Origin of the sequence: Pseudomonas lalkuanensis (assembly GCF_008807375.1) — a bacterium.
Lineage (GTDB): Bacteria > Pseudomonadota > Gammaproteobacteria > Pseudomonadales > Pseudomonadaceae > Metapseudomonas > Metapseudomonas lalkuanensis.
In genome coordinates this window covers 3,794,556-3,817,863 of sequence record NZ_CP043311.1, presented here as the reverse complement: position 1 = coordinate 3,817,863, position 23,308 = coordinate 3,794,556, and the positions used below count along the sequence as shown (strand labels likewise).

Genomic DNA, 23,308 nt, shown 5'->3' with positions numbered 1-23,308 from the left:
TTGCCATGAGCGCCATCACCATTACCCAAGCTGCCCAGGATTATCTGGCTGACCTGCTCGAGAAGCAGAACACCCCGGGCATCGGCATTCGAGTCTTCATCACCCAGCCGGGCACCCAGTACGCCGAAACCTGCATCGCCTATTGCAAGCCGGGCGAGCAGAAACCGGAAGACAGCGCCCTGGCTCTGGCCGCATTCACCGCCTGGATCGACGGCATCAGCGAGCCTTTCCTGGAAGACGCCATCGTGGACTACGCCACCGATCGCATGGGTGGCCAGCTGACCATCAAGGCGCCGAATGCCAAGGTGCCGATGGTCAATGAAGACAGCCCGCTCAATGAGCGCATCAACTACTACCTGCAGACCGAGATCAACCCCGGCCTCGCCAGCCACGGCGGCCAGGTGAGCCTGGTGGACGTGGTCGAGGAAGGCATTGCCGTGCTGCGTTTCGGCGGCGGCTGCCAGGGCTGCGGCATGGTCGACATGACCCTGAAGGATGGCGTCGAGAAAACCCTGATGGAGCGTATCCCCGAGCTCAAGGGCGTGCGTGACGTCACCGACCACAGCAATCGCGAAAACGCCTACTACTAAGGTGCGATCAGAACGAGAAAGGCGACCTCCGGGTCGCCTTTTTCATGCCTGTTTGTGGGGGCGAATTCATTCGCGAATGAATTCGCTCCCACAAGAACTTTCAGGATTCGTCCGTGGATGTGGCGGGCGGCGTTCCGCTGGAGCGCAGTGCCATTCAGCCTGCTGCCAGCCTGCGCCGCACCGGCAAGAGCATCAGCAGGGCGACTGCCAGCAGGGGCAGCATGCCCAGGTTTACCGCATCCCAACCGATCCCACTGATCAGCGCTCCGGACGTGAAGGACGCGCACGCCGCCACCAGGCCATTACCCAGCTCCATCAACCCCTGTGCCTGGCCGCGCTCTTCGACGCTGTGGCCTTCGCCCAGCAGCGTAGTGCCCGCCACCAGCATCAGGTTCCAGCCGACGCCGAGGAGGAAGGAACTGACCAGGAAGTGGGCCTGGCCCAATCCGGAAAGAGCCGCCGTGGCGCTGCCCAGCAGGACAACTCCGCCGAGCAGGGCGATACGTCGGCTACCCAGGCGATCCACCAGTGGGCCGGCGACGAAAGCGGGGAGGAACATGCCAAGCATGTGCCAGCGGATCACCTCGGTGCTGGATTCCAGGGAATGGCCGCAGAAGTTCATCGCCAGCGGTGTGGCATTCATCACCAACACCATCAGGCCATGGCCGATGGCGGTGGTGGCCAGTGCAGCACGCACCAGTGGGCGGGAGAGCAGGGCGCGGGCTTCGGCCCAGCCAGCCTTGGGCGGGCGCGGTGCTTCGCCTTCGCGCAGGCGCGACATCAGCAGCAGGCCGACCAGCGCCAGAACCGCGATCAGCAGGTAGGCGCCCACAAAGGGGGCATCCAGCGCAGAGCGCGACCAGAGGGACAGGCTCGGGGTGATCAGGGCTGCACAAACGCCGCCGCCAATCACGTAGGCGGTCGCTCGGCCCTTCTGTGTTTCTTCCACTGCTTCCAGGGCTGCGAAGCGGTAGTACATGGCTGAAGCCTGATAACCACCGATGGGCAGGGCGCCCAGGCAGAACAGAACGAAACTCCCCAGCCACACGCCCAGTGCACTGAGGAGCCCGCCCACCACACCGCACGCGGCGCCGAGCATCAGGCCGGGGCGGCGACCGTGGCGCTGCATGAACAGCGACAAGGGTTGCACGGCCAGCAGGTTGCCGAGGACCAGCAGCGCTAGCGGCAGGGTTGCCAGGACGTTGAGCGGCGCCAGTTGCAGGCCCACCAGAGAGGTGAGCGTGATGCCGATCATCGAGCAGCTCCAGTAGAGCGCCTGGCCGGCGAATAGCAGCCGAATGCTGGGGTTGTTCAGCAGCATGGTTCTTCCTTGGGCGGGAGGTTCAGGTCGGGCAGCCGGCGGGCTTCAGGACGCGCTGCGTGGACGCGGGATGCCTGGCCAGCCTGGTTGCGGGGCGGACTGGCCGCCGAACCAGCTCGCCTCCGCAGTTGGGGCAGGTGCCGTGCAGGCGCTGATCGGCACAGTCACGGCAAAAGGTGCATTCGAACGAGCAGATCAGCGCCTCGGTGGACTCCGGGGGAAGATTCTTGTCGCAGCATTCGCAGTTGGGGCGCAGTTCGAGCATGGCGAAGTCCTCAGTCGAAGGTCGGGCGTCCGAAACGTTCCGCGTACTCCTGCGGACTCACGGACAGGTGCTTGTGAAAGGTGCGACGCAGGTTTTCCGGGTGACCGAAACCGGTCAGGCGCGCCACTGTGGCGATGGAAGCCTGGGCGTCCTGCAGCAGGGTGCGAGCCGCCTCGAGACGGATGCGTTCGACATACTTGCCGGGGCCTACACCCAACTCCTGGGAAAAGGTGCGCGACAGGCTGCGTGGCGCCATCTTCGCCTGAGCCGCTAGCGCTTCGAGAGACAGGTCACCACCGAGGTTGGCCGGGATCCACTCCAGCAGCGCGGCCAACCTGGGTGTACGACTGGGTTCCGGCGTGAGCAGGGCGCTGAACTGCGCCTGGCCGCCAGGGCGACGCAGGAACAGCACCAGCCGGCGAGCCACGGCCAGCGCCATCGGGCGGCCGAGGTCAGCCTCAACCAGGGCGAGCGCCAGGTCGATGCCTGCGGTGACGCCGGCGGATGTGAACACGTGTGCGTCGCCATCCCGGCCTTGCGGGTCGTAGGTGTGCAGGCGGTCTCCTTGCACCTCCACCGCGGCATGGCAGCTCAGGGCCTCCACGTCCGACCAGTGCGTCGTGGCCGTGCGACCGTCCAGCAATCCGGCCGCTGCGAGGACCAGTGCGCCCGAACAGATGGAGCCCAGGCGTCGTACCCGGGGCTCTGCCTGGCGCAGCCAATCCAGCAAGGCCGTGTCCTCGCAAAGCTGCTTCATCTCCATCCCGCCGGGAATCAGCAGGGTGTCCAGGCTGGCCAGGTCAATTTCGCGCCAAGCCTGCTCGGCCACCAGGGCGAAGCCGGCGGAGGTCTTCACCGGCCCCGCTTCAGGGCCGAGCAGGTGCAGCACGTAGCAAGGCGGCAGCCCCTGACGCTGGCGTTCGACATTGGCCGAGGCGAATACCTGCAGCGGGCCGGTGACATCCAGGCTCATGACTTCGGCGAAGGCGAGGCAGGCGATATGGCGAATCGGTTCCATGACGACCTCGGGAGGAGAGATGACGTCAGTCTGCAGCGAACGGCGGGTGGCAACAATGACAAGAAGCCCACAGATCTCGCCAAGGCTGGCGAAATCCATCACCTGCCGGAGAGGTCGGATTCAGCGCGGGATCGAGAAGAGGGGGAAAGCGGGAGGGAAAATGCAGCCGGGGCGGGCAGGGAGGCCTGCCCGCCGCGCATTGGGCATCGGCGCAGGAGTCTTACTCCGGCATTGTCCAGGGCTCGAGATCGTAGCCCTTGCGGCTCAGCTCCTCGCGGGACTGCTTGAGGATGCTTGCCAGTTGCTCCGGGTCGGAATAGGTGCTGCAGGGAATCTTCGAACGACCGAGCAGACGGGTATTGGTACGGTCGATCACGCTGATGCTGAGTTCACCGGTGCCGTCTTGCAGGGCCCAGGCAACGCACTGAAAGGGTTTGAATGCACGGCCAGTGATGATCAGTGCTTCGTTGAAACGCAGCGGAGTGTTCATGGAAGCGGGTCTCTCCATATTGTGCCCAATGAAGGTGACGGCGCGGCTTCAGCCCTTTGTTACACCGTCGTGAATGTGGATGGCGAGACCTGACCGAGAAGTCACAGCAAGTCGTGAAAAACTAACTTTTTGTCGCGCAAATGAATGGGTAAGCGGTTTTTGTACCCGCCGTTGTGCATTTTGCACGCTGCAATGGGTATACAGAGCGCATCCGGCATTGTTCCGGATCGCATCCTGAAGGGCGCGTGATGTACCGCCCGGGTTCCTGCCAGTATCATCGGCAGCCATTCGAGGTTGCCTACAGCGAGTGTTGCCGTGCCCGTCCTGAACCGCCTGTTCCGTCCTGTCCTTGTTGCCGCTTGCGTTGCCGTGCTGGCCGGTTGTGCCGCCCAGCCGCTGTCGTCGAAGCTAAGGGCGGGGCCTGAGCGGGTCGAGCTGAGTGGCGTCCCATTCTTTGCTCAGAACGCCTACCAGAGCGCGCCGGCTTCCATGGCTGCCCTTCTGACCCAGCAGGGGGATGAGGTGACGCCAGGCACGGTCGAGAAGGAATTGCAGCTGCCGCAGAAGGAGGCATCCCTGCGCGAAGGGCTGGCGGCGACTGCGCGCCAGCACGGCCTGATCGTCTATCCGCTGGGCAACCGTCTGGATGATCTGCTTGAGCAGGTAGCCGCGGGCAATCCGGTGCTGGTGCACCTGCGTGAAGGTTTCGGCTGGATGCCCTCGTGGCGTTACGCATTGCTGGTGGGCTACGACCGGACCAATCAGCAGGTGCTGCTGCGCCAAGGCCATGAACGCCGCGCTGTGATGAGCTTCAGGGAGTTCGAGGCGGACTGGGCGGAGGCGGGTAATTGGGCGGTGCTGGTGCAGGCGCCGAATCAGCTGCCGGCGTCGGTGGAGCGGGCGCGCTGGCTGAAGGCAGCGGATGAACTCGCGGCGGCGGGCCAGGTCAACGCTGCAAAGATGGCACGCCTGCAGATGCCTTGAGCAGATTATTCGTGAAATGAAAAACGGCGCCCTTGGGCGCCGTTTTCGTTGCGGGCGGATCAGACGCCCAGCTTGTCGCGCATGGTGTAGTACCAGGCGCCCATCGCAGTGAAAGGCACGCGGAACATGCGACCACCCGGGAAGGGGTAGTGCGGCAGGCTGGCGAAGGCGTCGAAGCGCTCGGCCTGGCCGCGCAGGGTTTCGGCGATCACCTTGCCCGCGATGTGGGTGTAGGTCACGCCGTGGCCGCTGCAGCCCTGGGAGTAGTAGATGTTGTCGCCGATCCGGCCGACCTGGGGTAGGCGGGACAGGGTCAGCAGGAAGTTGCCGGTCCAGGCGAAGTCGATCTTCACGTTCTTCAGCTGCGGGAAGGTCTTCAGCATCTTCGGACGGATGATGGCTTCGATGTTCGCCGGGTCGCGGGCACCGTAGACCACGCCACCGCCGTAGATCAGGCGCTTATCGCCGGAGAGACGGTAGTAGTCCAGCAGGTAGTTGCAGTCCTCGACGCAGTAGTCCTGCGGCAGCAGGGTTTTGGCCAGTTCATCCGACAGCGGCTCGGTGGTGATCACCTGGGTACCGCACGGCATGGATTTGCTGGCCAGCTCAGGAACCAGGTTGCCCAGGTAGGCGTTGCCGGCCACAACCACGAACTTGGCCTTAACGCGGCCTTTCGGAGTATGCACCACCGGGTTGGCGCCGCGCTCGATACGAGTCGCGGGGCTCTGCTCGTGGATCACGCCGCCGAGGGATTCGACAGCCGCAGCTTCGCCCAGGGCCAGGTTGAGCGGATGGATGTGACCGCCGCTCATGTCCAGCATGCCGCCGATATAGTTGTCGGTGGCGGCGACTTCACGGATGCGCTTGGCGTCCAGCAGTTCCAGCTGGTTGTGGCCGAAGCGTTCCCAGAGCTTCTTCTGAGCTTCCAGGTGACCCATCTGCTTCTTGGTGAAGGCTGCGAACACGCCGCCATCCTTCAGGTCGCACTGGATGTTGTACTTCTGAATGCGGTCGCGAATGATGCGGCCGCCTTCGAAGGCCATGTCGGCCATCAGCTTGGCATTCTTCGGGTTAGCGGTGCGCTCGATAGCATCGATGTCGCGACTGTAGCTGTTGACGATCTGGCCGCCGTTACGACCGGACGCGCCGAAGCCCACCTTCGCAGCTTCAAGGACGGTGACCTTGAAACCGTTCTCCAGAAGGAAGAGGGCGGTAGAGAGGCCGGTATAGCCTGCACCGATGATGCAGACGTCGGTTTCGGTCTCACCTTGCAGTTCGGGGCGTGCCGGCACCGGGTTGGCCGAGAACGCGTAATAGGACTGGGGGTAGGGAGTGTGCGTCATAATGGAATCTCTGTTTTTTATTTTTTACAGATGTGGTGATCCTACCTGACTTGAAACGGGTCGGCTAGCCTCTGTGCAAAATATTCAACGAGGCGATGAACAGTAAAAAATCCACTTTTTCAGAGAGTTAGCGAAAAAAGATGTTGACAGGGAAAAGTTAGTCCGTAGAATGCGCACCCATCGAAGGCACATAGCTCAGTTGGTTAGAGCACCACCTTGACATGGTGGGGGTCGTTGGTTCGAGTCCAATTGTGCCTACCAAATTCGATAAAAAGGGTCACTCAGGTGGCCCTTTTTTATTGGGCGCTTGTCGGGGCTCCGGGTTTCTGCAAGCATCCCGCTCTTCATTACCTCCAGTGACTCTGGTTCGGCCATGGTTGGCTGCAAGGCTCCTGCCACCGTATGGCAGGCATACCACCGAATCGCGTACTGGCTCATCCCAACCCATGTGGCCTTTGGTAGAGGTCACCACTAGGAGAGGAGGCGCCATGCCCATCATCACTCTTCCTGACGGCAGTCAGCGTACTTTCGATAATCCCGTTTCCGTGCTCGAGGTGGCCCAGTCCATTGGTGCGGGCCTGGCCAAGGCAACCCTGGCCGGCAAGGTCAACGGCAAGCAGGTGGATGCCTGCGATCTGATCGAAACCGACGCGACCCTGCAAATCATCACGCCGAAGGACGAGGAGGGTCTGGAGATCATCCGCCACTCCTGCGCACACCTGGTTGGTCACGCCGTCAAGCAGCTCTATCCGACTGCCAGGATGGTGATTGGTCCGGTGATCGAGGAAGGCTTCTATTACGACATAGCTTTCGAGCGCCCCTTCACTCCCGAAGACATGGCGGCTATCGAGAAACGCATGGCCGAGCTGATCGACAAGGACTACGACGTCATCAAGAAGATGACTCCGCGTGCCGAGGTCATCGAGCTGTTCAAGGCTCGCGGCGAGGAATACAAGCTGCGCCTGATCGACGACATGCCGGACGAGACGGCCATGGGCCTGTACTTCCATGAGGAGTACGTGGACATGTGTCGCGGCCCGCACGTGCCGAACACCCGCTTTCTGAAAGCCTTCAAGCTGACCAAGATTTCCGGTGCGTACTGGCGTGGCGACTCGAAGAACGAGCAGTTACAGCGAATCTATGGCACTGCCTGGGCCGACAAGAAGCAGCTGGCTGCCTATATCCAGCGCATCGAAGAAGCTGAAAAGCGCGACCACCGCCGCATCGGCAAGCAACTGGACCTTTTCCATCTGCAGGAAGAGGCGCCCGGCATGGTGTTCTGGCATCCGGCTGGCTGGACTGTCTACCAGGTGCTGGAGCAGTACATGCGCAAGGTGCAGCGCGACCACGGTTATGTGGAGGTGCGAACCCCGCAGGTGGTCGATCGTATCCTTTGGGAGCGTTCGGGTCACTGGTCCAACTACGCGGAAAACATGTTCACCACTTCGTCGGAAAGTCGCGACTACGCGGTCAAGCCGATGAACTGCCCGTGCCACGTGCAGATCTTCAATCAGGGCCTGAAGTCCTACCGCGACCTGCCTCTGCGCCTGGCCGAGTTTGGTGCCTGCCACCGTAACGAGCCGTCCGGCGCGCTGCACGGCATCATGCGTGTACGTGGCTTCACCCAGGACGACGCCCACATCTTCTGCACCGAAGATCAGGTGAAGAAGGAAGCGGCCGATTTCATCAAGCTGACCCTTCAGGTCTACCAGGACTTCGGCTTCGCTGACATTTCCATGAAGCTGTCCACTCGTCCGGCCAAGCGTGTAGGTTCCGACGAGCTGTGGGATCGCGCTGAAGGCGCCCTGGCTGATGCGCTGAACGAGTCCGGCCTGTCCTGGGAATACCAGCCGGGCGAGGGGGCTTTCTACGGTCCGAAGATCGAGTTCACCCTGAAAGACTGCCTCGGTCGTAGCTGGCAGTGCGGCACCCTGCAGTACGATCCGAACCTGCCGGAGCGTCTGGATGCCAGCTATATCGCCGAAGATAACAACCGTAAGCGCCCGGTGATGCTGCATCGCGCGATTCTCGGTTCCTTCGAGCGCTTCATCGGAATGCTGATTGAGCACTACGCTGGATCGTTCCCGGCCTGGCTGGCGCCGACCCAGGCGGTGATCATGAACATCACCGATAAACAGGCCGATTTTGCCGTCGAGGTGGAGAAGGCTCTCAACGAAAGCGGTTTCCGTGCCAAGTCCGACTTGAGAAACGAAAAAATCGGCTTTAAAATCCGCGAGCATACTTTGCTCAAGGTTCCCTATCTCTTGGTTATTGGAGACCGGGAGGTTGAGACTCGATCCGTTGCTGTGCGCACCCGTGAGGGTGTCGATCTGGGTTCCATGCCCTTCGAAAGCTTCTCTGAATTGCTCGCACAAGCGGTTTCCCGGCGTGGTCGCCAAGAATTGGAGTAATCACTATTAAGCGTGAAATGAGACAGGACAAGCGGACTCAACCGAAAGCCCCGATCAACGAGAACATTACGGCTCGCGAGGTGCGGTTGATTGGTGCTGACGGCCAGCAGATTGGCGTCGTCTCGATTGATGAAGCGCTTCGCGCTGCTGAAGAAGCGAAGCTGGATCTGGTAGAGATCTCTGCCGATGCCGTGCCGCCTGTTTGCCGGATCATGGATTACGGCAAGCACCTCTTCGAGAAGAAGAAGCAGGCCGCTGCGGCGAAGAAGAACCAGCATCAGCAGCAGATTAAAGAAATCAAGTTTCGTCCAGGGACGGAAGAAGGGGATTACCAGGTAAAACTACGCAACCTGGTACGTTTCCTTAGTGATGGGGACAAGGCCAAGGTATCCCTGCGATTCCGCGGCCGTGAGATGGCCCACCAGGAGCTGGGTATGGAGCTGTTGAAGCGGGTCGAAGCCGACCTCGCCGAATTCGGCACCGTAGAACAGCATCCCAAGCTGGAAGGACGCCAGCTGATGATGGTCATCGCTCCCAAAAAGCGAAAATAACCCCCAGGGCACTGGCAGGCCTTGCGGTTATGTTTATTGATTGAATGCGGAGTATCCGAACATGCCAAAGATGAAAACCAAGAGCGGTGCTGCGAAGCGCTTCAAGAAGACCGCTTCCGGCTTCAAGCACAAGCACGCTTTCAAGAGCCACATCCTGACCAAGATGACTACCAAGCGTAAGCGTCAGCTGCGCGGCTGCACCTTGGTGCACCCGTCTGACGTACGTAAAGTAGAGCGCATGCTGCGCGTTCGTTAATCGGTCAAGATTCTAGAGGAAATTACTCATGGCTCGTGTTAAGCGTGGCGTCATCGCTCGTGCTCGTCACAAGAAAATTCTGAAACTCGCCAAAGGCTACTACGGCGCACGCAGCCGCGTGTTCCGCGTTGCCAAGCAGGCGGTGATCAAGGCTGGCCAATACGCCTACCGTGACCGTCGTCAGCGCAAGCGTCAGTTCCGCGCTCTGTGGATCGCTCGTATCAACGCTGGTGCTCGTCAGAACGGTCTGTCCTACAGCCGTCTGATCGCTGGCCTGAAAAAAGCAGCCATCGAGATCGACCGTAAGGTTCTGGCCGACCTGGCAGTGAACGAAAAAGCGGCGTTTGCTGCGATTGTCGAGAAAGCTAAGGCCGTTCTGGCTTAAGTCCCCGACAATCACCGGGTTCGCCCGGTGCTGAACGTCACCGATAGGGGAAGGGCCTTGTGCTCTTCCCCTATTTCGTATCTGGAGTCAGTAAATGGAAAATCTGGATGCGCTGGTCTCGCAAGCGCTTGAGGCCGTGCAACAAACCGAAGACGTGAATGCCCTGGAGCAGATTCGCGTTCACTACCTTGGCAAGAAAGGCGAACTGACCCAGGTGATGAAGACCCTGGGCGACCTGCCGGCTGAAGAGCGTCCCAAGGTCGGCGCCCTGATCAACGCCGCCAAGGAGCGCGTTCAGGACGCCTTGAATACCCGCAAAGAGTCGCTTGAGCAGGCTGCCCTGACCGCCAAGCTCGCGGCCGAGCGTATCGACGTGACCCTGCCGGGGCGTGGCCAGGCCTCCGGTGGCCTGCATCCGGTAACCCGCACTCTCGAGCGCGTCGAACAGTTCTTCACTCGGATTGGCTACGGCATTGCCGAAGGCCCCGAAGTCGAAGACGACTACCACAACTTCGAAGCGCTCAACATTCCCGGCCACCACCCTGCCCGGGCAATGCATGACACCTTCTACTTCAACGCGAACATGCTGCTGCGTACCCACACCTCCCCGGTACAGGTGCGCACCATGGAGTCGCAGCAGCCGCCGATCCGCATCGTCTGCCCCGGCCGCGTATACCGCTGCGACTCGGATATCACCCACTCGCCGATGTTCCACCAGGTCGAAGGCCTGCTGGTGGACGAAGGCATCAGCTTTGCCGACCTCAAGGGTACCATCGAAGAATTCCTGCGCGTGTTCTTCGAGAAGGACCTCGGCGTGCGTTTCCGTCCCTCCTTCTTCCCCTTCACCGAGCCATCGGCCGAAGTCGACATGCAGTGCGTGATGTGCTCCGGCAAGGGTTGCCGCGTGTGCAAGCAGACCGGCTGGCTGGAAGTGATGGGGTGCGGCATGGTTCACCCGAACGTGCTGCGCATGTCCGGCATCGATCCGGAGAAATATCAGGGCTTCGCCTTCGGCATGGGCGTGGAGCGCTTGGCCATGCTGCGTTATGGCGTCAATGACTTGCGCCTGTTCTTCGACAACGACCTGCGCTTCCTCGCGCAATTCCGCTAGGTCGCAGTGTCCGAAACGAATCCCTTAGGAGAGCAGGATGAAATTCAGTGAACAATGGCTGCGGAGCTGGGTAAGCCCGCAGGTATCCCGTGACGAGCTGGTGGCTCGTCTGTCCATGGCCGGCCTCGAAGTCGACAGCGTTACTCCGGTAGCGGGCGCCTTCAGCGGCGTGGTCGTGGGTGAGGTGCTGAGCACCGAACAACACCCGGACGCCGACAAGCTGCGCGTCTGCCAGGTGAGCAATGGCAGCGAGACCCTGCAGGTCGTATGCGGTGCTCCCAACGTGCGCCCCGGTCTGAAGATCCCGTTCGCCATGATCGGTGCCGAACTGCCGGGTGACTTCAAGATCAAGAAGGCCAAGCTGCGTGGCGTCGAGTCCAACGGCATGCTGTGCTCGGCTTCCGAACTGCAGATCAGCGATGACAATGATGGCCTGATGGAGCTGGCGTCTGACGCTCCGGTCGGTCAGGACATCCGTGCCTATTTGGGTCTGGATGACGTGATCATCGAACTGGGCCTGACCCCCAACCGTGGTGACTGCCTGAGCCTGTCCGGCTTGGCTCGCGAAGTGGGAGCGCTCTACGCCGCTCCGGTCACCCGCCCGCAAGTCGCCGCCGTTGCGCCGGCTCACGACGAAGTACGCCCGGTTGAAGTGACCGCTCCGGGTGCCTGCCCGCGCTACCTCGGCCGCGTGATTCGCAATGTCGACCTGTCCCGCCCGACCCCGTTGTGGATGGTCGAGCGCCTGCGTCGCTCCGAAGTGCGCTCCATCGATGCCGCCGTCGACATCACCAACTATGTGATGCTCGAACTTGGCCAGCCGATGCACGCCTTCGACCTCGCCGAAATCAACGGCGGTATTCGCGTACGCATGGCGGAGGAGGGCGAGAAGCTCGTCCTGCTGGACGGCCAGGAAGTATCCCTGCGTGCCGACACACTGGTAATCGCCGACCATAACCGTGCCCTGGCTATCGCCGGCGTGATGGGTGGCGAGCACAGCGGCGTCAGCGGCAAGACCCGCGACCTGTTCCTGGAAGCAGCCTTCTTCGACACCATCGCTGTTGCCGGCAAGGCTCGCTCCTATGGTCTGCACACCGATTCGTCTCACCGCTTCGAGCGTGGTGTCGACTTCGAACTGGCTCGCGAAGCCATGGAGCGCGCGACCGGCCTGCTGCTGGAAATCGTCGGCGGTGAAGCCGGCCCGATCATCGAAGCGGCAAGCCAGGACCACCTGCCGAAAGTCGCGCCGGTTACCCTGCGCACCGATCGCATCGCCCAGATGCTGGGCATGGAAATGGACGCCGCCGAAGTCGAGCGCCTGCTTGCGGCGCTGGACCTGAAGGTCACCGCCGAAGGTGCTGGCCAGTGGCGCGTTGAGGTGCCGAGCCATCGCTTCGACATCAGCCTGGAAGTTGACCTGATCGAAGAGCTGGGCCGCCTCTACGGCTACAACCGTCTACCGGTTCGCTACCCGCAGGCTCGCCTGGCGCCGCGTGCGCGCGCCGAAGGTGCTGTCGAACTGCCGGCCCTGCGTCGCCTGCTGGTAGCCCGTGGTTTCCACGAAGCCATCACCTACAGCTTCATCGATCCGAAGCTGTTCGAGCTGTTCACTCCGGGCGTGAAGCCGCTGATGCTGGCCAACCCCATCTCCGCTGACATGGCTGCCATGCGTTCTTCGCTGTGGCCGGGCCTGGTGAGCGCGCTGCAGCACAACCTCAACCGTCAGCAGTCCCGCGTTCGGCTGTTCGAAAGCGGCCTGCGCTTCGTTGGCCAGCTTGAAGGCCTGAAGCAGGAGCCGATGCTGGCGGGCGTGCTCTGTGGTTTCCGTCTGCCGGAAGGCTGGGCCCACGGTCGCGACGCCGTCGACTTCTACGACGCCAAGGCTGATGTCGAGGCAGTTCTCGGCGCCGCTGGCGACTTGGGTGCCTTCAGCTTCGTGCCGGGTGAGCATCCGGCTCTGCATCCAGGCCAGACCGCCCGCATCGAAAGGGAAGGGCGCCTGGTTGGCTTCCTCGGTGCACTGCACCCGGAACTGGCCAAGGCCCTGGACCTGGATCAGCCGGTCTACCTGTTCGAACTGGTACTGGCCGAAGTGATGCAGGGCAAGCTGCCGAGCTTCAGTGAGCTGTCGCGCTTCCCTGAGGTGCGTCGTGACCTGGCGCTGCTGGTGGATCGCGAGGTTCCCGCAGAGTCCGTGCTGGCCACCATCCGTGAAGCCGCTGGCGAGTGGATGACGGACCTCAGGCTATTTGACGTGTATCACGGTAAAGGCATTGATCCGCTTAGAAAAAGCCTTGCCGTCGGCTTGACCTGGCAGCATCCATCGCGCACTCTTACTGACGATGAGGTGAACACCACAACGCAAAACATCGTCACCTCGCTGGAAGACAGGTTCAATGCCACGTTAAGGAAGTAGCGTATGGGGGCTCTGACGAAAGCTGAGATGGCTGAACGTCTTTATGAAGAGCTTGGCCTGAATAAACGGGAAGCCAAGGAACTGGTGGAGCTGTTCTTCGAGGAAATCCGTCAGGCGCTGGAGCACAACGAACAGGTGAAGTTGTCGGGCTTCGGCAACTTCGATCTGCGCGACAAGCGTCAGCGGCCTGGCCGGAACCCGAAGACAGGAGAGGAAATCCCGATCACGGCTCGCCGTGTGGTCACTTTCCGTCCAGGGCAGAAACTCAAAGCCAGGGTCGAAGCTTATGCTGGAACCAAGTCATAACGACGAGTTGCCGCCCATTCCAGGCAAGCGTTACTTCACTATTGGCGAAGTTAGTGAACTCTGCGCAGTCAAGCCCCACGTGCTGCGTTACTGGGAGCAGGAGTTTCCCCAGCTCAACCCGGTAAAGCGGCGCGGGAACCGGCGCTATTACCAGCGCCAGGATGTGCTGATGATCCGGCAGATCCGGGCGCTGTTATACGATCAGGGCTTTACCATCGGCGGAGCGCGCCAGCGCCTGTCCGGGGACGAAGCCAAGGAAGACACCACGCAGTACAAGCAGCTCATCCGCCAGATGATTGCTGAGCTTGAAGATGTCCTCCATGTGTTGCGGAAGTGAATTTTTTTGAAAAAAACCTTCCACAATTCAAAAGCTTAAGATATAGTTCGCTCCGCTTCCGGTGATCCGGAGCGAGCTAAAAAACGTCGGGGCGTAGCGCAGCCTGGTAGCGCACTTGCATGGGGTGCAAGGGGTCGAGTGTTCGAATCACTCCGTCCCGACCAAAAATCCCTAAAAAATCCAGTCACTTAGCGGTGACTGGATTTTTTTATGGACGGGTGTTTTATCTATACGCTGAATTTTGTGCCACTTTTTGTGCCACCGGAATTTTGTGCTGCTTTCGAGCGTGAGGCTGGTTGGCTTTCAGCCGTCTTTGTCCAGTGGACGGAGGCTCAGCTTTTGTTCTGTGCTCTCATTGCGGGTCCTGGGTCTGTCCATCTCCACAGCATTCAGTTTCCGTTTCGTATGCGCACCTCGTGCTTCTGCTCTGACGCAGATCGCTTTTTACCTCTAAGAGCTGGGGCGGGCTGCGGCGGCTGGTTACGGCGTCGCGATTCTGCTATCGGTCAATTTCAGCTATCGGCCAAAGCAAGACACTCAAAGCAGCTACGTAATAAGCAGGCGCGATCCAATTTCACGCTTAGCGGGGCCGGAGATACGCGTATTCGTAGAGCATCAGATCGGCTCTGCCTAGTCAATCGGATCGATCATTGCGCAGGCGTGCCTTCAAAATCAGCTTTGTCGCCTTGAGCGCCACCGCGTAAGCGTTACCCAGGGCCAGGCCGTCTACGGTACCCGTGTGGATCAAAGATCCTCGCAGGTCATAGGCACGCACCACATCGCGCGCAAGCTCCTGCAATTCAGGTACAGGCAATGGCGCAACATCTAAGATGAGCTTGCGCACTCGGCGCCGAATCGAAGTTTCCTTGCGAAAGTCGATCTCCCTGGCTAACGCTTGTAAGGCATCGCGAGTGTCCTCATCGGACATGTCATCGAGCCTGGTTTGCACTGTCGCTGCAAGTTCATTCAGTAGCGCAACAGCAACCGGGTGCTTCTCTGTCACTGGCGATAGAACTTCAAGCACCATCATGAGGGTCAAGAAGCGCGCCCTAATGGAGGTCTCTGAAAGGTGCGCTAAGTACAGATCGAGCGCGGTGGCGAGATCCGAATCTAATGGCACCGAGGCGGCACCAAGCTGAATTCCTTCGCCTAGCGCCTTTTCTACCAGGGGCCATGGTGACAAGGTATGCATCGTCCCACTCATTGACAGGAACCGAATGTGCTCATCACTCCTGTACACCGAGACGCCGGCTTCTTCGGTCAAGCCGTGCACCGGCCCTGAGTAAGGGAGGTCAAACTGCTGACTGAGGTTCCTCCCCGCCTGCTCAGGATCGGCCGCCCGCGTAATATGGCGCTGCTCAAAGTAGGGGACGAAAGAGATGCCTCTATCGACAGCAAGATTCCACAGCCCAACCGTCAATTGTGGAGCGTAAGCCAGCGCCGCAGCTTCGGAGTCAAAGTCGCGAGCCTCCAGTACCAGGTGGCCAGCTTTGAGCTTCACTGTGATCTCCACCGTCCCGGCTTTAAAGGTGGGTTCAGACTCCAAGCCTGAAATCGATTTTTCTTGAAGCAGCAGTACGGAGAGGCGCAACGTCCATCTTTCAGCAGGTAGCATGAAATCACCCTTAGTCAGCGAGCAGCACCAAAATGTTCTACCAGTGCCTCAGGCATGAGAAAAGTATTTTCCGTTTCATGGCCTGACGGAAACAGGGACAGTTTTTTAGTGAGTAGCCTGACCGCTTCTGCCGGTGGCGGTCCTTGGAGGCAGTCCGCTCTCGGCCGATTCCGTTGAAAAACTCCCTCGACTACTTCCTTTGCCGAAAGTACGTGGCTGAGGCTGAAATCTGAATCGTTGCGGTGGTCGAGCTACTTTAGATTTCACATGGCAACGCTCGAACTAGACGTTTTTCAGGCTACGAACAAGCAGCTCTGTTGCACACCGAGTTTTTCAACGGAATAGGCCAGAAGCGGGCCTTGATTGCTCACCCGAAAGAGGAAGTCAGATGGTCCAGCCTGAACCGTTTCACGACAGCGAAGTTGACGGGACCTCGCGCTATCTGTGGTGGATGTCATTCTCAGTGTGAGCGGTGACGACGCCTGCATTGCCACGATTTCCACTTTGGACGATGACTGAGTCTGTTGATTGCTGCTTAGGCCTTCGATTCCGCGGAGGCGTCCTTGCGAACAGGCGACAAAATCGAATGCCACTCCTGCTTCGGCTCGCTATGTGCCTAGGAATGGCTTATGCGATAGTCCGTACAAATTCCAATGCGCATGCTGCCAGGGGGGCATCAATAACATGCATGTACATTCTCTTGCCTTCAAAAATTTCCGGAGATTGAAGGACGCACGCATCGATTTCGCCAATGACCTGACGATCTTCGTTGGGGCCAATAACAGCGGAAAGACTTCAGCTACTCACGCGATTGAACTCTTCCTTTCAGGCGGTAAGGACAAGTTTACGGTTCACGATTTTTGCGCGAACTGCTGGGCCGACTTTGAGAGCTTTCCCGCCGAAGGCGTGGCTGGCGCGAAGGTCGAATTTCCGGCTATATCCCTCGATGTCTGGATCAGCGTAGACTCAGACAATCTCTATCGAGTGGTCGAGCTACTTCCTCGTGCAGCCTGGGAAGGCTCCCTGGTCGGACTTCGGATTGAATTCGCGGCCAAGGATCCCGCGCAGACACTAGCGAACTTCAGGGCGAAGGCGGCCGAAGCAGCCAAATTTGCGACGACCAAGGAAAAAGATGGGCAGGACTACAAGCCTTGGCCACGCAACATGCGAGACTATCTCTCTCGAGAGCTGAAGAACGAATATGGTCTGCGCTACTTCATTCTGGATGAGGCGCAGCTCAAGGCGGAAACTACCGACGCGGCCTATACGCCCAAAGAAATTATTGGTGATTCCGAGAGATCCGGGCATACCGTCATCAACTCATTGATCAAAGTCGATTTCCTTAGCGCGCAGCGTCACCTAAGTGATGGGAACGCTCAGGCAAGAACGGAGGATCTATCGAGACGACTGAGTCGATTCTACACCCGCAATCAGAAACAACGGGAAGATGATCACAACGCATTGAGAGCCCTTGCGCTCTCTGAAGACCAGCTTACCAAGCACTTTGCCGATGTATTCAGCGACACATTCAACTCGCTCCGTAAGCTTGGCTATCCAGGATTAGCAAATCCTAGCCTCGAGATTCGCGCGGCACTCAAGCTGGAGCGCCTCATGGGCGACCAACAAGCGAAAGTTCATTACCTCCTTGAAGAGGCGACTTCCGAAGCCGAAGCTCTCGCGCTCCCTGATAGCTACAACGGGCTCGGATTCAAGAACCTCATCTATATGGGCGTTGAACTCCTCGACCTTCATTCGACGTGGGCCACCACCGAGGAAGGCGAGGAGGATAAGCGACAGCCTATCCACCTCATCTTCATCGAGGAGCCGGAGGCGCATATGCATGCACAGCTCCAGCAGGCATTTGTGCGCAAGCTCACCGAGTTGATTCCTCCCACGGGGGATGATGGCTATTCGACGCAATTTGTGATCACCACACACTCGCCGCACATCCTCTATGAGCGCGGCTTCCAACCAATCCGCTACTTCAGGCGTTCGCCGGAGACCGGCGCGAAGCAGAGTTCAGCTGTCTTCAATCTGTCGGTCTTTTACGATCAGAACGAGCCCGACCGGGATTTTCTCCAGCGCTACATGAAGCTGATGCATTGCGACCTCTTCTTCGCCGATGCAGCCATCCTGGTTGAAGGAAACGTTGAGCGTCTCGTCCTGCCGCTGATGATTGCGCAGGGCGCCAAGAAGCTCAGCGCGACCTATCTAAGCATCCTCGAAGTGGGCGGCGCTTTTGCCTTCCGATTCCGCAAGCTGATCGAGTTCCTCGGACTGCCGACACTGATCGTGACCGACCTCGACAGCGTGCATCCTGCACCGCAGAAGGGAGAAGAAGAGGCGGCAGCAGGAGACGGCGAGGCTGCCGAAGCGTTGGAAGATGCTGAAGAAGAGGATGATGACGATGGAGACCAAGATGCAGAACGTGACAAAAAGCCCAAGCCGAGGTCGAAATGCCCCGCTGGCACGCCCGGCGCAATCACGGCGAACCAGACTCTGGTCCAATGGCTTCCAGGCAAGTCATTGATTGATGATCTCCTGGCTACGCCGGTCGGCGGCAGGGTTCAGGCCCCCACAGCAGATGGCGGTGCGCATGTGATGGTCACCTATCAGTGCCCCGTAAATGCGACTTGGGGCTCGGACTCGCTCGAACTCAAGAGCCGTACGCTTGAGGAGGCGTTCGCCTATGAAAATCTCGTTTGGTGCCAAAAGAAGGAGAATCACGAGGTTGGCTTGCGCTGGGCCAAAGCGTCCACGATGTCGCTCGAAGAGCTTGCGGCCAAAATCCATAAGCGGGTGAAGGGCGATAGCTTCAAGAAGACGAACTTTGCGCTAGGACTTCTTGCTAGCAGCGATGCGGGTTGGGTTGTCCCCACCTATATCCAGGAGGGCCTCGACTGGCTCGCAACGCATGTCGCAATTGGTGACGATACGGTCGAGAATGCTACCGCTAATAAGGAGTCTGCACCTGACAAAGCCTCTGGCGCTGTTGAGGCTACGAAATGACTAGCCGTGCGGGCAAACCGGATACGCCGGCCGATATCCAGCTTCGGGATCTTCTTGATGCTGACGCTTCGACGGGCTTCGTTATGGTCTCGGGCGCGGGCTCGGGGAAAACCACTTCGATCATCAAGGCGCTGGATCACCTACGAAAAACGCGCGGACTCTACCTTCGGCAACGGGCAAAGAAGATTGCCTGCATCACCTACACCGAGGTTGCTGTCGGTGAGATATGGGGCGACGTCGGGAACGACCCACTTTTCCATGTTTCGACCATCCACAGCTTTCTCTGGGCCGCCCTAAAACCTTTTCAAGCAGACATCGCGAGCTGGGTAGATCGCCGGCTCGATCAGAAGATCGCCGACACAGAGGCGAAGGTCGCTGCCTTCACGAGCCGGACGCATGATAAGACGCGGGTTCAGGCTGCTGCCGACATCCAACGCTACCGTGAACAGAAGCTGAGGATCTCCTCTGTTGACCGTTTCACCTACGGCGTTGGGAGTGACTACCCGAAAGGGATCTTGGGGCATGATGATGTAATCAGACTGTCCACCGAACTCATCCGCACCCTGCCTCTCATCGCCAAGGTTGTTGGGCAGAGATTCCCGTTCGTTTTTGTGGACGAAAGCCAGGACACCGCTCCCGATGTGGTCGAGGCGTTCAAGGCTATTTCGGAAGAGCTGGGTTCGAAGTTCTGCCTCGGCTTCATCGGCGATCCAATGCAGAAAATTTATACAGCTGGAGCGGGCGCGATTGAGCCTCTCGCCGGGTGGAAAACCATCGAAAAGCCGGAAAACTTCCGATGCCCTGTGGCCGTGCTGAACGTCATCAATAACATCAGGGCCGGTGGAGACGGTCTGGCTCAGACAGGCGGCAAGACTGAACTCGTTGGAGAGGAGCGACAGCCCGTTCAGGGTACAGCAAAGCTTCTTATCGTTCCCAAAGATGACAGGAGCGGGCGTTTGGCCGCTGCTCGCCAGTGGCTAGCTGATCGACATGCCGATCCCCTCTGGCTCAGCGATGAGCCGGAGGCCGATGTGAAAGTGCTGGTGATCGCGCACCGTATGGCCGCCAGTCGTCTGGGGTTTGGAGGCCTCTATGAGGCCTTCCACGACAAAACATCTGATGGGTTGAAAGACGGGTTCGATGATGGCTCGCATTGGTCGATACAGCCGTTCCTGAAATTTTTGATGCCGCTCGTCTTGGCCAGAGGAACTGGCGATCACTTCGAGGCGATGAATCTGTTGCGTCGCTTTGCTCCTTCGCTTCAGCGCGAGCACCTGCGCGCGAACGCGTTGCCGTCGATCCTCAAGGAGCTGGATGAGCGGGTAAATGCACTCGCCGAGTCATGTGGCGCGATCTCTACCGTCCCTGCGTTCGAGGCGCTTAGGCATCTTCGGGATGGCGGGATGTTCCAGCTGGATGATCGCCTTCTAACTGCGATGGCTGAATACGATCCATCCGTTCCACATACGGAGCCTGGCGATGCAGCAGCTTTGCAAAAGTTACTTCACACTCCGTTGAGGGAACTCTGGGGGCATCGGACCTATCTTGAGGAACAGTCGCCCTTCGCGACTCATCAGGGAGTCAAGGGGGCCGAGTTCAGCCGAGTCCTAACAGTTCTCGATGACGAGGAAGGTCGCCACAACCAATTCTCATACGGGAAACTCTTCGGTATTACGCCGCCATCTGATAACGATCGGGCCAATCTGCGTGAGGGCAACGAGACTACTTTCGACCGTACAAGGCGCCTTCTGTACGTATGCTGCTCGCGAGCCGGAAAAGATCTGGCTGTGGTTTTCTTCGCGGACGATCCGGCGGAGGCGTATGCCGCTATCGCGGGTCTTGGACTGTTCCCGGCCGAAGACATCCATAATTTCGCAGCCGTCTGAAACCAAGCGCATGCCGGTGCCTCGATCGCGGCCATCACTCTGTTCCATAGCGTTCCCACGAACGTATGAGATGGGACAAAGTGCCCGGATGCGAGCGACCGGCTTTTGGGCCGAAAGCGGGCATTCCCCGAGGACAGCTATCGGCCGATTCTGTTGAAAAACTCCCTATGCGATCTCAGGAAACGAAAGTACGTGCTTGACGCTGAAATCTCAGTCAACGCCGACACTGAACTGCCCCAGATTTCGCAATTCCTAGAGGTTGCACCAAATGAATGCAGAGGCCAAGGAAGCAATATTAAGTATTTTTTGTGGCAACCATAACATCGCCCCTGAAACTCTAGACTCCAAGATTAAGATCATTACTGCTGAAGTCTATGCGGCATTCTTGCTTTTCTGCGAATGCCTAGGCACTAATCAATTCAGAAATAGGAATAACCCGTTCGACGGATTTTTACTAAACATGCTGCATAGGTCATCGAACAGCTTTGCCAGTATGGTTTCCCTAATTGCCAATGGGCACCTGCAGGATGCAGAGGTTATTTCTCGAACGCTAACTGAATCAACGCTAGCCATTCAATTTATTCTAAATGGCGATGCCGAAGAAAATCTAACACACTACCTGGCCGGCTATTTCGAAGGTCAAAAATGGAAGAATGACAAATGGCAGACAACTATAAGCGGAACGGAAGGTCATCCTCATGAAAAGCTAATAGCTCAGAAAAACGATACCGAATTGAAGGCGAAAGAAATTTGCAAAAAATTTGTAGAGGCTGCCGGGAGAAAGTGGCCAGAGAAGCCAAGGTCGATGTCAATTGAGAAGTTGTACAAAGAACTAGGCAAAGACATTGAATACAGAACCGTATATAGAGCAATGTGCGGCCAGTCACACCAAAACCAAGAAGACTTAGTAAATAACCTACTTTGCTCACTTACAGACAATGATGAGCTAGATATTAAATCCAAGAATGAAAAGCACTCATTCAGTGTTTTCATATGCCTATGGGGGACTAGTTACTTTTTAAGCGCAATTGAGTCGCTAGGAAAGTACTACAAATTTAGTTCTGTAACACAGCAATCAAAAAGCGCCCATGAAGTTATAAAAAAATTTCATGAGGAAATCGTAGAAGCACTAAATACCTGTTCTTTTCCAGTCGGGTGGGCAAAGTCTATCGTTCATGGAATATAACAAATGGTTCAAATCGCTCGCTCCGCTCACTGGGGCGGGCTAAAGGCCGGCCTTTAACCAAACTTAGCCACTGCAGTCGAGACTTCGCAGATGACCAAAGAAAGCCCTCTGGGAAAACTCATTGCCAGTCTTCAGAAGAAGATTCTTGAGGACGGTTTAGACAAGGCCTCAATTGAGGGAGCAATAAAAGAACTAGAAAATCTTGGTTATCAATACAACGAAGATAGATTCCCCCCGCTCGTAGGCACGGAAAATTTCTCGAACAATATCTCGGATTCTCCACAAGACCTTGCAGAGGCTCTTTTGTGGAAATTAGGAAGATGGAAGGCATACAAGAGGTTCTGTGAGACCTATGCTGCAGAGCAGCCAGTGCCAACCAAGACCGATGTGGTGTTCTATGCCTTTGCAATGCATCTGAGAGACAAGAACAATCCGATTTATGACCAGCACGCAATCAGGTCGCTTTGGGCTGTCTTCGGAAAATTGACCGCCGACGAGAGGCAGAAGTGCAAGTCGCTACTTTTCGACAAGAAAAACAAGTGGAAGCAATCTGGCACAGGAAAGAGCGCAGTTGATTGCTACACAATATTCGTCAAATACGTTAATGACCTGATTGCGGCTAGCGGGGGAGCAAATAAGTCTGAGCTTGACCGCTTGCTCATGCCTCTAGGTCAGGCAATCAAGGAGTCTACAGAAACGTATGCTGAATTTGACGCCCTTTGTGGTTGGCCTGGCAGTGGCTAACAATTCGCTGCAGGCGCGACAGTCCTGAAGGGCCGGCCCTGAGTACAAACGTTAGTGTCCGCTTTGGCCGGTAGCTGACTTTGGCGAAGGGCGAGAGCCGGCCAGTTCCAGTCTGCGGCCATCGGCAACGTGCGGCCAGAAGCTGCCTGTCATGAACGTCCACGGCGGCCAATTACTGACTCATTGACTCGTCCCCATTCGCAAGCGAGCCTGCCATTAGGCTAGGATGCTGGAAAATGACTTGTCAGATTGGTGCATAACTTCAGCGTCTGTGCTCAATGCACACGCTAGAGCTTTCGCTGCCACCTACAAGAGAAAGTTATCCACCAAGTAGGGTGTTTAGACACACCGTTTGGTGTCTTTTTATAGTGAGAGATCGAGGGCGAAATGGTGACTCTTTCAAGCTTGGAAGAATGTATAAAAGTCTGTCGCAAGTGCGAGAGAACACTAACCAAATTCGGTGTCGAACCCCGTCCAATCTTCAGTGGTGGGACTGGCTACCCAATCTTTCTGCTAGGCCAAGCTCCTGGAAAGACTGAGTACGAGCGGCGAGCCCCATTTCAAGGGGACGCCGGAAAATCCATCAAAGCCCAATTTACAGCGTGCGGTCTTTCGAACTTCGAACGCACCGTCTATCAAACCTCTGTCACCAAGTGCTTCCCTGGTCGTCGGCCTGGCTCATCAACAGACCGGATGCCAACCGCAGCCGAAGTGAAGAATTGCCAGCCATTCCTAGAGCAGCAGCTTGCACTTGTAAGGCCAAAGCTTCTCGTCTGCCTTGGCGGCCTTTCGTGGACGGCATTTCTATCAATGCAAGAAGCGGCAGAGCCCGGATTCTGCTTGCGTGAGATTGGCATAGAGCGCCCGAGGGACGTAAAGCTTCCACACATGGTCGGTCGCCGGTTTCAATGGCATTCGATGCTTGTGCTTCCGATGATTCATCCTGCGGGAAGTGCAAATGGTGCACGCTCTCGGTACCCCGATCATGATCAAGAGTCAAAGGCACTCTTGGCTCAATCACTTATCGAACTGGGTCTGAGTGATCTCTAACCCTTCCATCGAGCTGACATGCCTCGGCAAGATG

Annotated in this window: 21 protein-coding genes and 2 tRNA genes; 17 read left to right on the top strand and 6 right to left on the bottom strand. The window is 58.1% G+C overall.

The genetic code is table 11. The features are described 5' to 3' along the window. Positions 1-5 precede the first annotated feature (5 nt). Entirely contained in the window at positions 6-590 is a 585-nt protein-coding gene (gene nfuA / locus FXN65_RS17815) for a Fe-S biogenesis protein NfuA (RefSeq protein WP_151134859.1), read from the top strand. A gap of 154 nt (positions 591-744) precedes the next feature. On the opposite strand, the gene FXN65_RS17810 is transcribed toward nfuA, so the two are convergent. The 4 genes from FXN65_RS17810 to FXN65_RS17795 all read right to left on the bottom strand — a co-directional run bounded on the left by FXN65_RS17810 (position 745) and on the right by FXN65_RS17795 (position 3,684). Then, entirely contained in the window at positions 745-1,911 is a 1,167-nt protein-coding gene (locus FXN65_RS17810) for an MFS transporter (RefSeq protein ID WP_151134857.1), read from the bottom strand. Between the two features lie 22 nt (positions 1,912-1,933). Continuing rightward, positions 1,934-2,176: a DUF1272 domain-containing protein gene (locus FXN65_RS17805; RefSeq protein WP_151134855.1), complete on the bottom strand. Its 243-nt coding sequence runs from the start codon at positions 2,174-2,176 to the stop codon at positions 1,934-1,936. Between the two features lie 10 nt (positions 2,177-2,186). Next, positions 2,187-3,194 carry a GlxA family transcriptional regulator gene (locus tag FXN65_RS17800; RefSeq protein WP_151134853.1) on the bottom strand — a complete coding sequence of 336 codons (1,008 nt, stop codon included), beginning with the start codon at positions 3,192-3,194 and terminating at the stop codon, positions 2,187-2,189. 220 nt (positions 3,195-3,414) lie between these two features. Beyond that, positions 3,415-3,684, bottom strand: a complete 270-nt coding sequence (locus tag FXN65_RS17795; RefSeq protein ID WP_151134851.1) for a hypothetical protein — start codon at positions 3,682-3,684, stop codon at positions 3,415-3,417. A 315-nt stretch (positions 3,685-3,999) separates the two neighbouring features. On the opposite strand from FXN65_RS17795, the gene FXN65_RS17790 reads away from it, so the two are divergent. Further along, the gene (locus FXN65_RS17790; RefSeq protein ID WP_151134849.1) at positions 4,000-4,668 is read left to right on the top strand and encodes a PA2778 family cysteine peptidase; all 669 of its coding nucleotides are present in this window, start codon (positions 4,000-4,002) and stop codon (positions 4,666-4,668) included. 59 nt (positions 4,669-4,727) lie between these two features. Here FXN65_RS17790 and FXN65_RS17785 read toward each other — a convergent pair whose 3' ends face one another. Further along, positions 4,728-6,011 (bottom strand): NAD(P)/FAD-dependent oxidoreductase, encoded by a 1,284-nt coding sequence (locus tag FXN65_RS17785; protein WP_151134847.1) that lies wholly within the window; start codon positions 6,009-6,011, stop codon positions 4,728-4,730. A gap of 184 nt (positions 6,012-6,195) precedes the next feature. Here FXN65_RS17785 and FXN65_RS17780 point away from each other — a divergent pair. The 10 genes from FXN65_RS17780 to FXN65_RS17735 all read left to right on the top strand — a co-directional run bounded on the left by FXN65_RS17780 (position 6,196) and on the right by FXN65_RS17735 (position 13,948). Next, positions 6,196-6,272 (top strand) — tRNA-Val (locus FXN65_RS17780). A 227-nt stretch (positions 6,273-6,499) separates the two neighbouring features. After that, positions 6,500-8,422 carry a threonine--tRNA ligase gene (gene thrS / locus FXN65_RS17775; RefSeq protein WP_151134845.1) on the top strand — a complete coding sequence of 641 codons (1,923 nt, stop codon included), beginning with the start codon at positions 6,500-6,502 and terminating at the stop codon, positions 8,420-8,422. Continuing rightward, complete coding sequence (gene infC, locus FXN65_RS17770) at positions 8,422-8,973, top strand: translation initiation factor IF-3 (protein ID WP_178119442.1); 552 nt, start codon at positions 8,422-8,424, stop codon at positions 8,971-8,973. The genes thrS and infC overlap by 1 nt, the downstream gene beginning before the upstream one ends. A 61-nt stretch (positions 8,974-9,034) precedes the next feature. Then, the gene (gene rpmI, locus FXN65_RS17765; protein WP_016493509.1) at positions 9,035-9,229 is read left to right on the top strand and encodes a 50S ribosomal protein L35; all 195 of its coding nucleotides are present in this window, start codon (positions 9,035-9,037) and stop codon (positions 9,227-9,229) included. Positions 9,230-9,257: 28 nt separating this feature from the next. Next, positions 9,258-9,614 carry a 50S ribosomal protein L20 gene (gene rplT, locus FXN65_RS17760; RefSeq protein ID WP_044874620.1) on the top strand — a complete coding sequence of 119 codons (357 nt, stop codon included), beginning with the start codon at positions 9,258-9,260 and terminating at the stop codon, positions 9,612-9,614. A 94-nt stretch (positions 9,615-9,708) separates the two neighbouring features. Next, on the top strand, positions 9,709-10,725 hold the full coding sequence (pheS, locus tag FXN65_RS17755) for a phenylalanine--tRNA ligase subunit alpha (protein ID WP_077526030.1): 1,017 nt from the start codon (positions 9,709-9,711) through the stop codon (positions 10,723-10,725). Positions 10,726-10,762: 37 nt separating this feature from the next. Then, positions 10,763-13,141 carry a phenylalanine--tRNA ligase subunit beta gene (pheT, locus tag FXN65_RS17750; RefSeq protein WP_151134841.1) on the top strand — a complete coding sequence of 793 codons (2,379 nt, stop codon included), beginning with the start codon at positions 10,763-10,765 and terminating at the stop codon, positions 13,139-13,141. A 3-nt stretch (positions 13,142-13,144) separates the two neighbouring features. Then, positions 13,145-13,447, top strand: coding sequence for an integration host factor subunit alpha (gene ihfA / locus FXN65_RS17745; RefSeq protein ID WP_003282572.1), 303 nt, complete (start codon positions 13,145-13,147; stop codon positions 13,445-13,447). Continuing rightward, positions 13,428-13,784 (top strand): MerR family transcriptional regulator, encoded by a 357-nt coding sequence (locus FXN65_RS17740; protein WP_016493505.1) that lies wholly within the window; start codon positions 13,428-13,430, stop codon positions 13,782-13,784. The genes ihfA and FXN65_RS17740 overlap by 20 nt, the downstream gene beginning before the upstream one ends. Positions 13,785-13,871: 87 nt before the next feature. Further along, a tRNA-Pro gene (locus tag FXN65_RS17735) sits at positions 13,872-13,948 on the top strand. Positions 13,949-14,418: 470 nt separating this feature from the next. Here FXN65_RS17735 and FXN65_RS17730 read toward each other — a convergent pair. Beyond that, positions 14,419-15,399 (bottom strand): hypothetical protein, encoded by a 981-nt coding sequence (locus tag FXN65_RS17730; protein WP_151134839.1) that lies wholly within the window; start codon positions 15,397-15,399, stop codon positions 14,419-14,421. Between the two features lie 684 nt (positions 15,400-16,083). Between FXN65_RS17730 and FXN65_RS17725 the strand changes: the two genes are divergently transcribed. The 5 genes from FXN65_RS17725 to FXN65_RS28560 all read left to right on the top strand — a co-directional run bounded on the left by FXN65_RS17725 (position 16,084) and on the right by FXN65_RS28560 (position 23,274). Further along, entirely contained in the window at positions 16,084-18,408 is a 2,325-nt protein-coding gene (locus FXN65_RS17725) for an ATP-dependent nuclease (RefSeq protein WP_151134837.1), read from the top strand. Then, positions 18,405-20,294, top strand: a complete 1,890-nt coding sequence (locus tag FXN65_RS17720) for a UvrD-helicase domain-containing protein (protein WP_151134835.1) — start codon at positions 18,405-18,407, stop codon at positions 20,292-20,294. Before FXN65_RS17725 ends, FXN65_RS17720 begins: the two co-directional genes overlap by 4 nt. 268 nt (positions 20,295-20,562) lie before the next feature. Further along, positions 20,563-21,480: a DUF5677 domain-containing protein gene (locus tag FXN65_RS17715; RefSeq protein WP_151134833.1), complete on the top strand. Its 918-nt coding sequence runs from the start codon at positions 20,563-20,565 to the stop codon at positions 21,478-21,480. 90 nt (positions 21,481-21,570) lie between these two features. Further along, positions 21,571-22,224: a hypothetical protein gene (locus FXN65_RS17710; RefSeq protein WP_151134831.1), complete on the top strand. Its 654-nt coding sequence runs from the start codon at positions 21,571-21,573 to the stop codon at positions 22,222-22,224. Positions 22,225-22,611: 387 nt separating this feature from the next. Further along, positions 22,612-23,274 carry a uracil-DNA glycosylase gene (locus FXN65_RS28560; RefSeq protein ID WP_151134828.1) on the top strand — a complete coding sequence of 221 codons (663 nt, stop codon included), beginning with the start codon at positions 22,612-22,614 and terminating at the stop codon, positions 23,272-23,274. The last annotated feature ends 34 nt before the right edge of the window (positions 23,275-23,308 follow it).

Excerpts from the sequence above, each read along its gene's own strand:
- pheT (WP_151134841.1), top strand. The coding sequence starts at position 10,763 with ATGAAATTCAGTGAACAATGGCTGCGGAGCTGGGTAAGCCCGCAGGTA.
- rplT (WP_044874620.1), top strand. The coding sequence starts at position 9,258 with ATGGCTCGTGTTAAGCGTGGCGTCATCGCTCGTGCTCGTCACAAGAAA.
- FXN65_RS17800 (WP_151134853.1), bottom strand. The coding sequence starts at position 3,194 with ATGGAACCGATTCGCCATATCGCCTGCCTCGCCTTCGCCGAAGTCATG.
- thrS (WP_151134845.1), top strand. The coding sequence starts at position 6,500 with ATGCCCATCATCACTCTTCCTGACGGCAGTCAGCGTACTTTCGATAAT.
- rpmI (WP_016493509.1), top strand. The coding sequence starts at position 9,035 with ATGCCAAAGATGAAAACCAAGAGCGGTGCTGCGAAGCGCTTCAAGAAG.
- FXN65_RS17805 (WP_151134855.1), bottom strand. The coding sequence starts at position 2,176 with ATGCTCGAACTGCGCCCCAACTGCGAATGCTGCGACAAGAATCTTCCC.
- FXN65_RS17720 (WP_151134835.1), top strand. The coding sequence starts at position 18,405 with ATGACTAGCCGTGCGGGCAAACCGGATACGCCGGCCGATATCCAGCTT.
- FXN65_RS17730 (WP_151134839.1), bottom strand. The coding sequence starts at position 15,399 with ATGCTACCTGCTGAAAGATGGACGTTGCGCCTCTCCGTACTGCTGCTT.
- FXN65_RS17795 (WP_151134851.1), bottom strand. The coding sequence starts at position 3,684 with ATGAACACTCCGCTGCGTTTCAACGAAGCACTGATCATCACTGGCCGT.
- FXN65_RS17715 (WP_151134833.1), top strand. The coding sequence starts at position 20,563 with ATGAATGCAGAGGCCAAGGAAGCAATATTAAGTATTTTTTGTGGCAAC.
- FXN65_RS17785 (WP_151134847.1), bottom strand. The coding sequence starts at position 6,011 with ATGACGCACACTCCCTACCCCCAGTCCTATTACGCGTTCTCGGCCAAC.
- pheS (WP_077526030.1), top strand. The coding sequence starts at position 9,709 with ATGGAAAATCTGGATGCGCTGGTCTCGCAAGCGCTTGAGGCCGTGCAA.
- FXN65_RS17810 (WP_151134857.1), bottom strand. The coding sequence starts at position 1,911 with ATGCTGCTGAACAACCCCAGCATTCGGCTGCTATTCGCCGGCCAGGCG.
- ihfA (WP_003282572.1), top strand. The coding sequence starts at position 13,145 with ATGGGGGCTCTGACGAAAGCTGAGATGGCTGAACGTCTTTATGAAGAG.
- FXN65_RS17710 (WP_151134831.1), top strand. The coding sequence starts at position 21,571 with ATGACCAAAGAAAGCCCTCTGGGAAAACTCATTGCCAGTCTTCAGAAG.
- nfuA (WP_151134859.1), top strand. The coding sequence starts at position 6 with ATGAGCGCCATCACCATTACCCAAGCTGCCCAGGATTATCTGGCTGAC.
- FXN65_RS17725 (WP_151134837.1), top strand. The coding sequence starts at position 16,084 with ATGCATGTACATTCTCTTGCCTTCAAAAATTTCCGGAGATTGAAGGAC.
- FXN65_RS28560 (WP_151134828.1), top strand. The coding sequence starts at position 22,612 with ATGGTGACTCTTTCAAGCTTGGAAGAATGTATAAAAGTCTGTCGCAAG.
- FXN65_RS17740 (WP_016493505.1), top strand. The coding sequence starts at position 13,428 with ATGCTGGAACCAAGTCATAACGACGAGTTGCCGCCCATTCCAGGCAAG.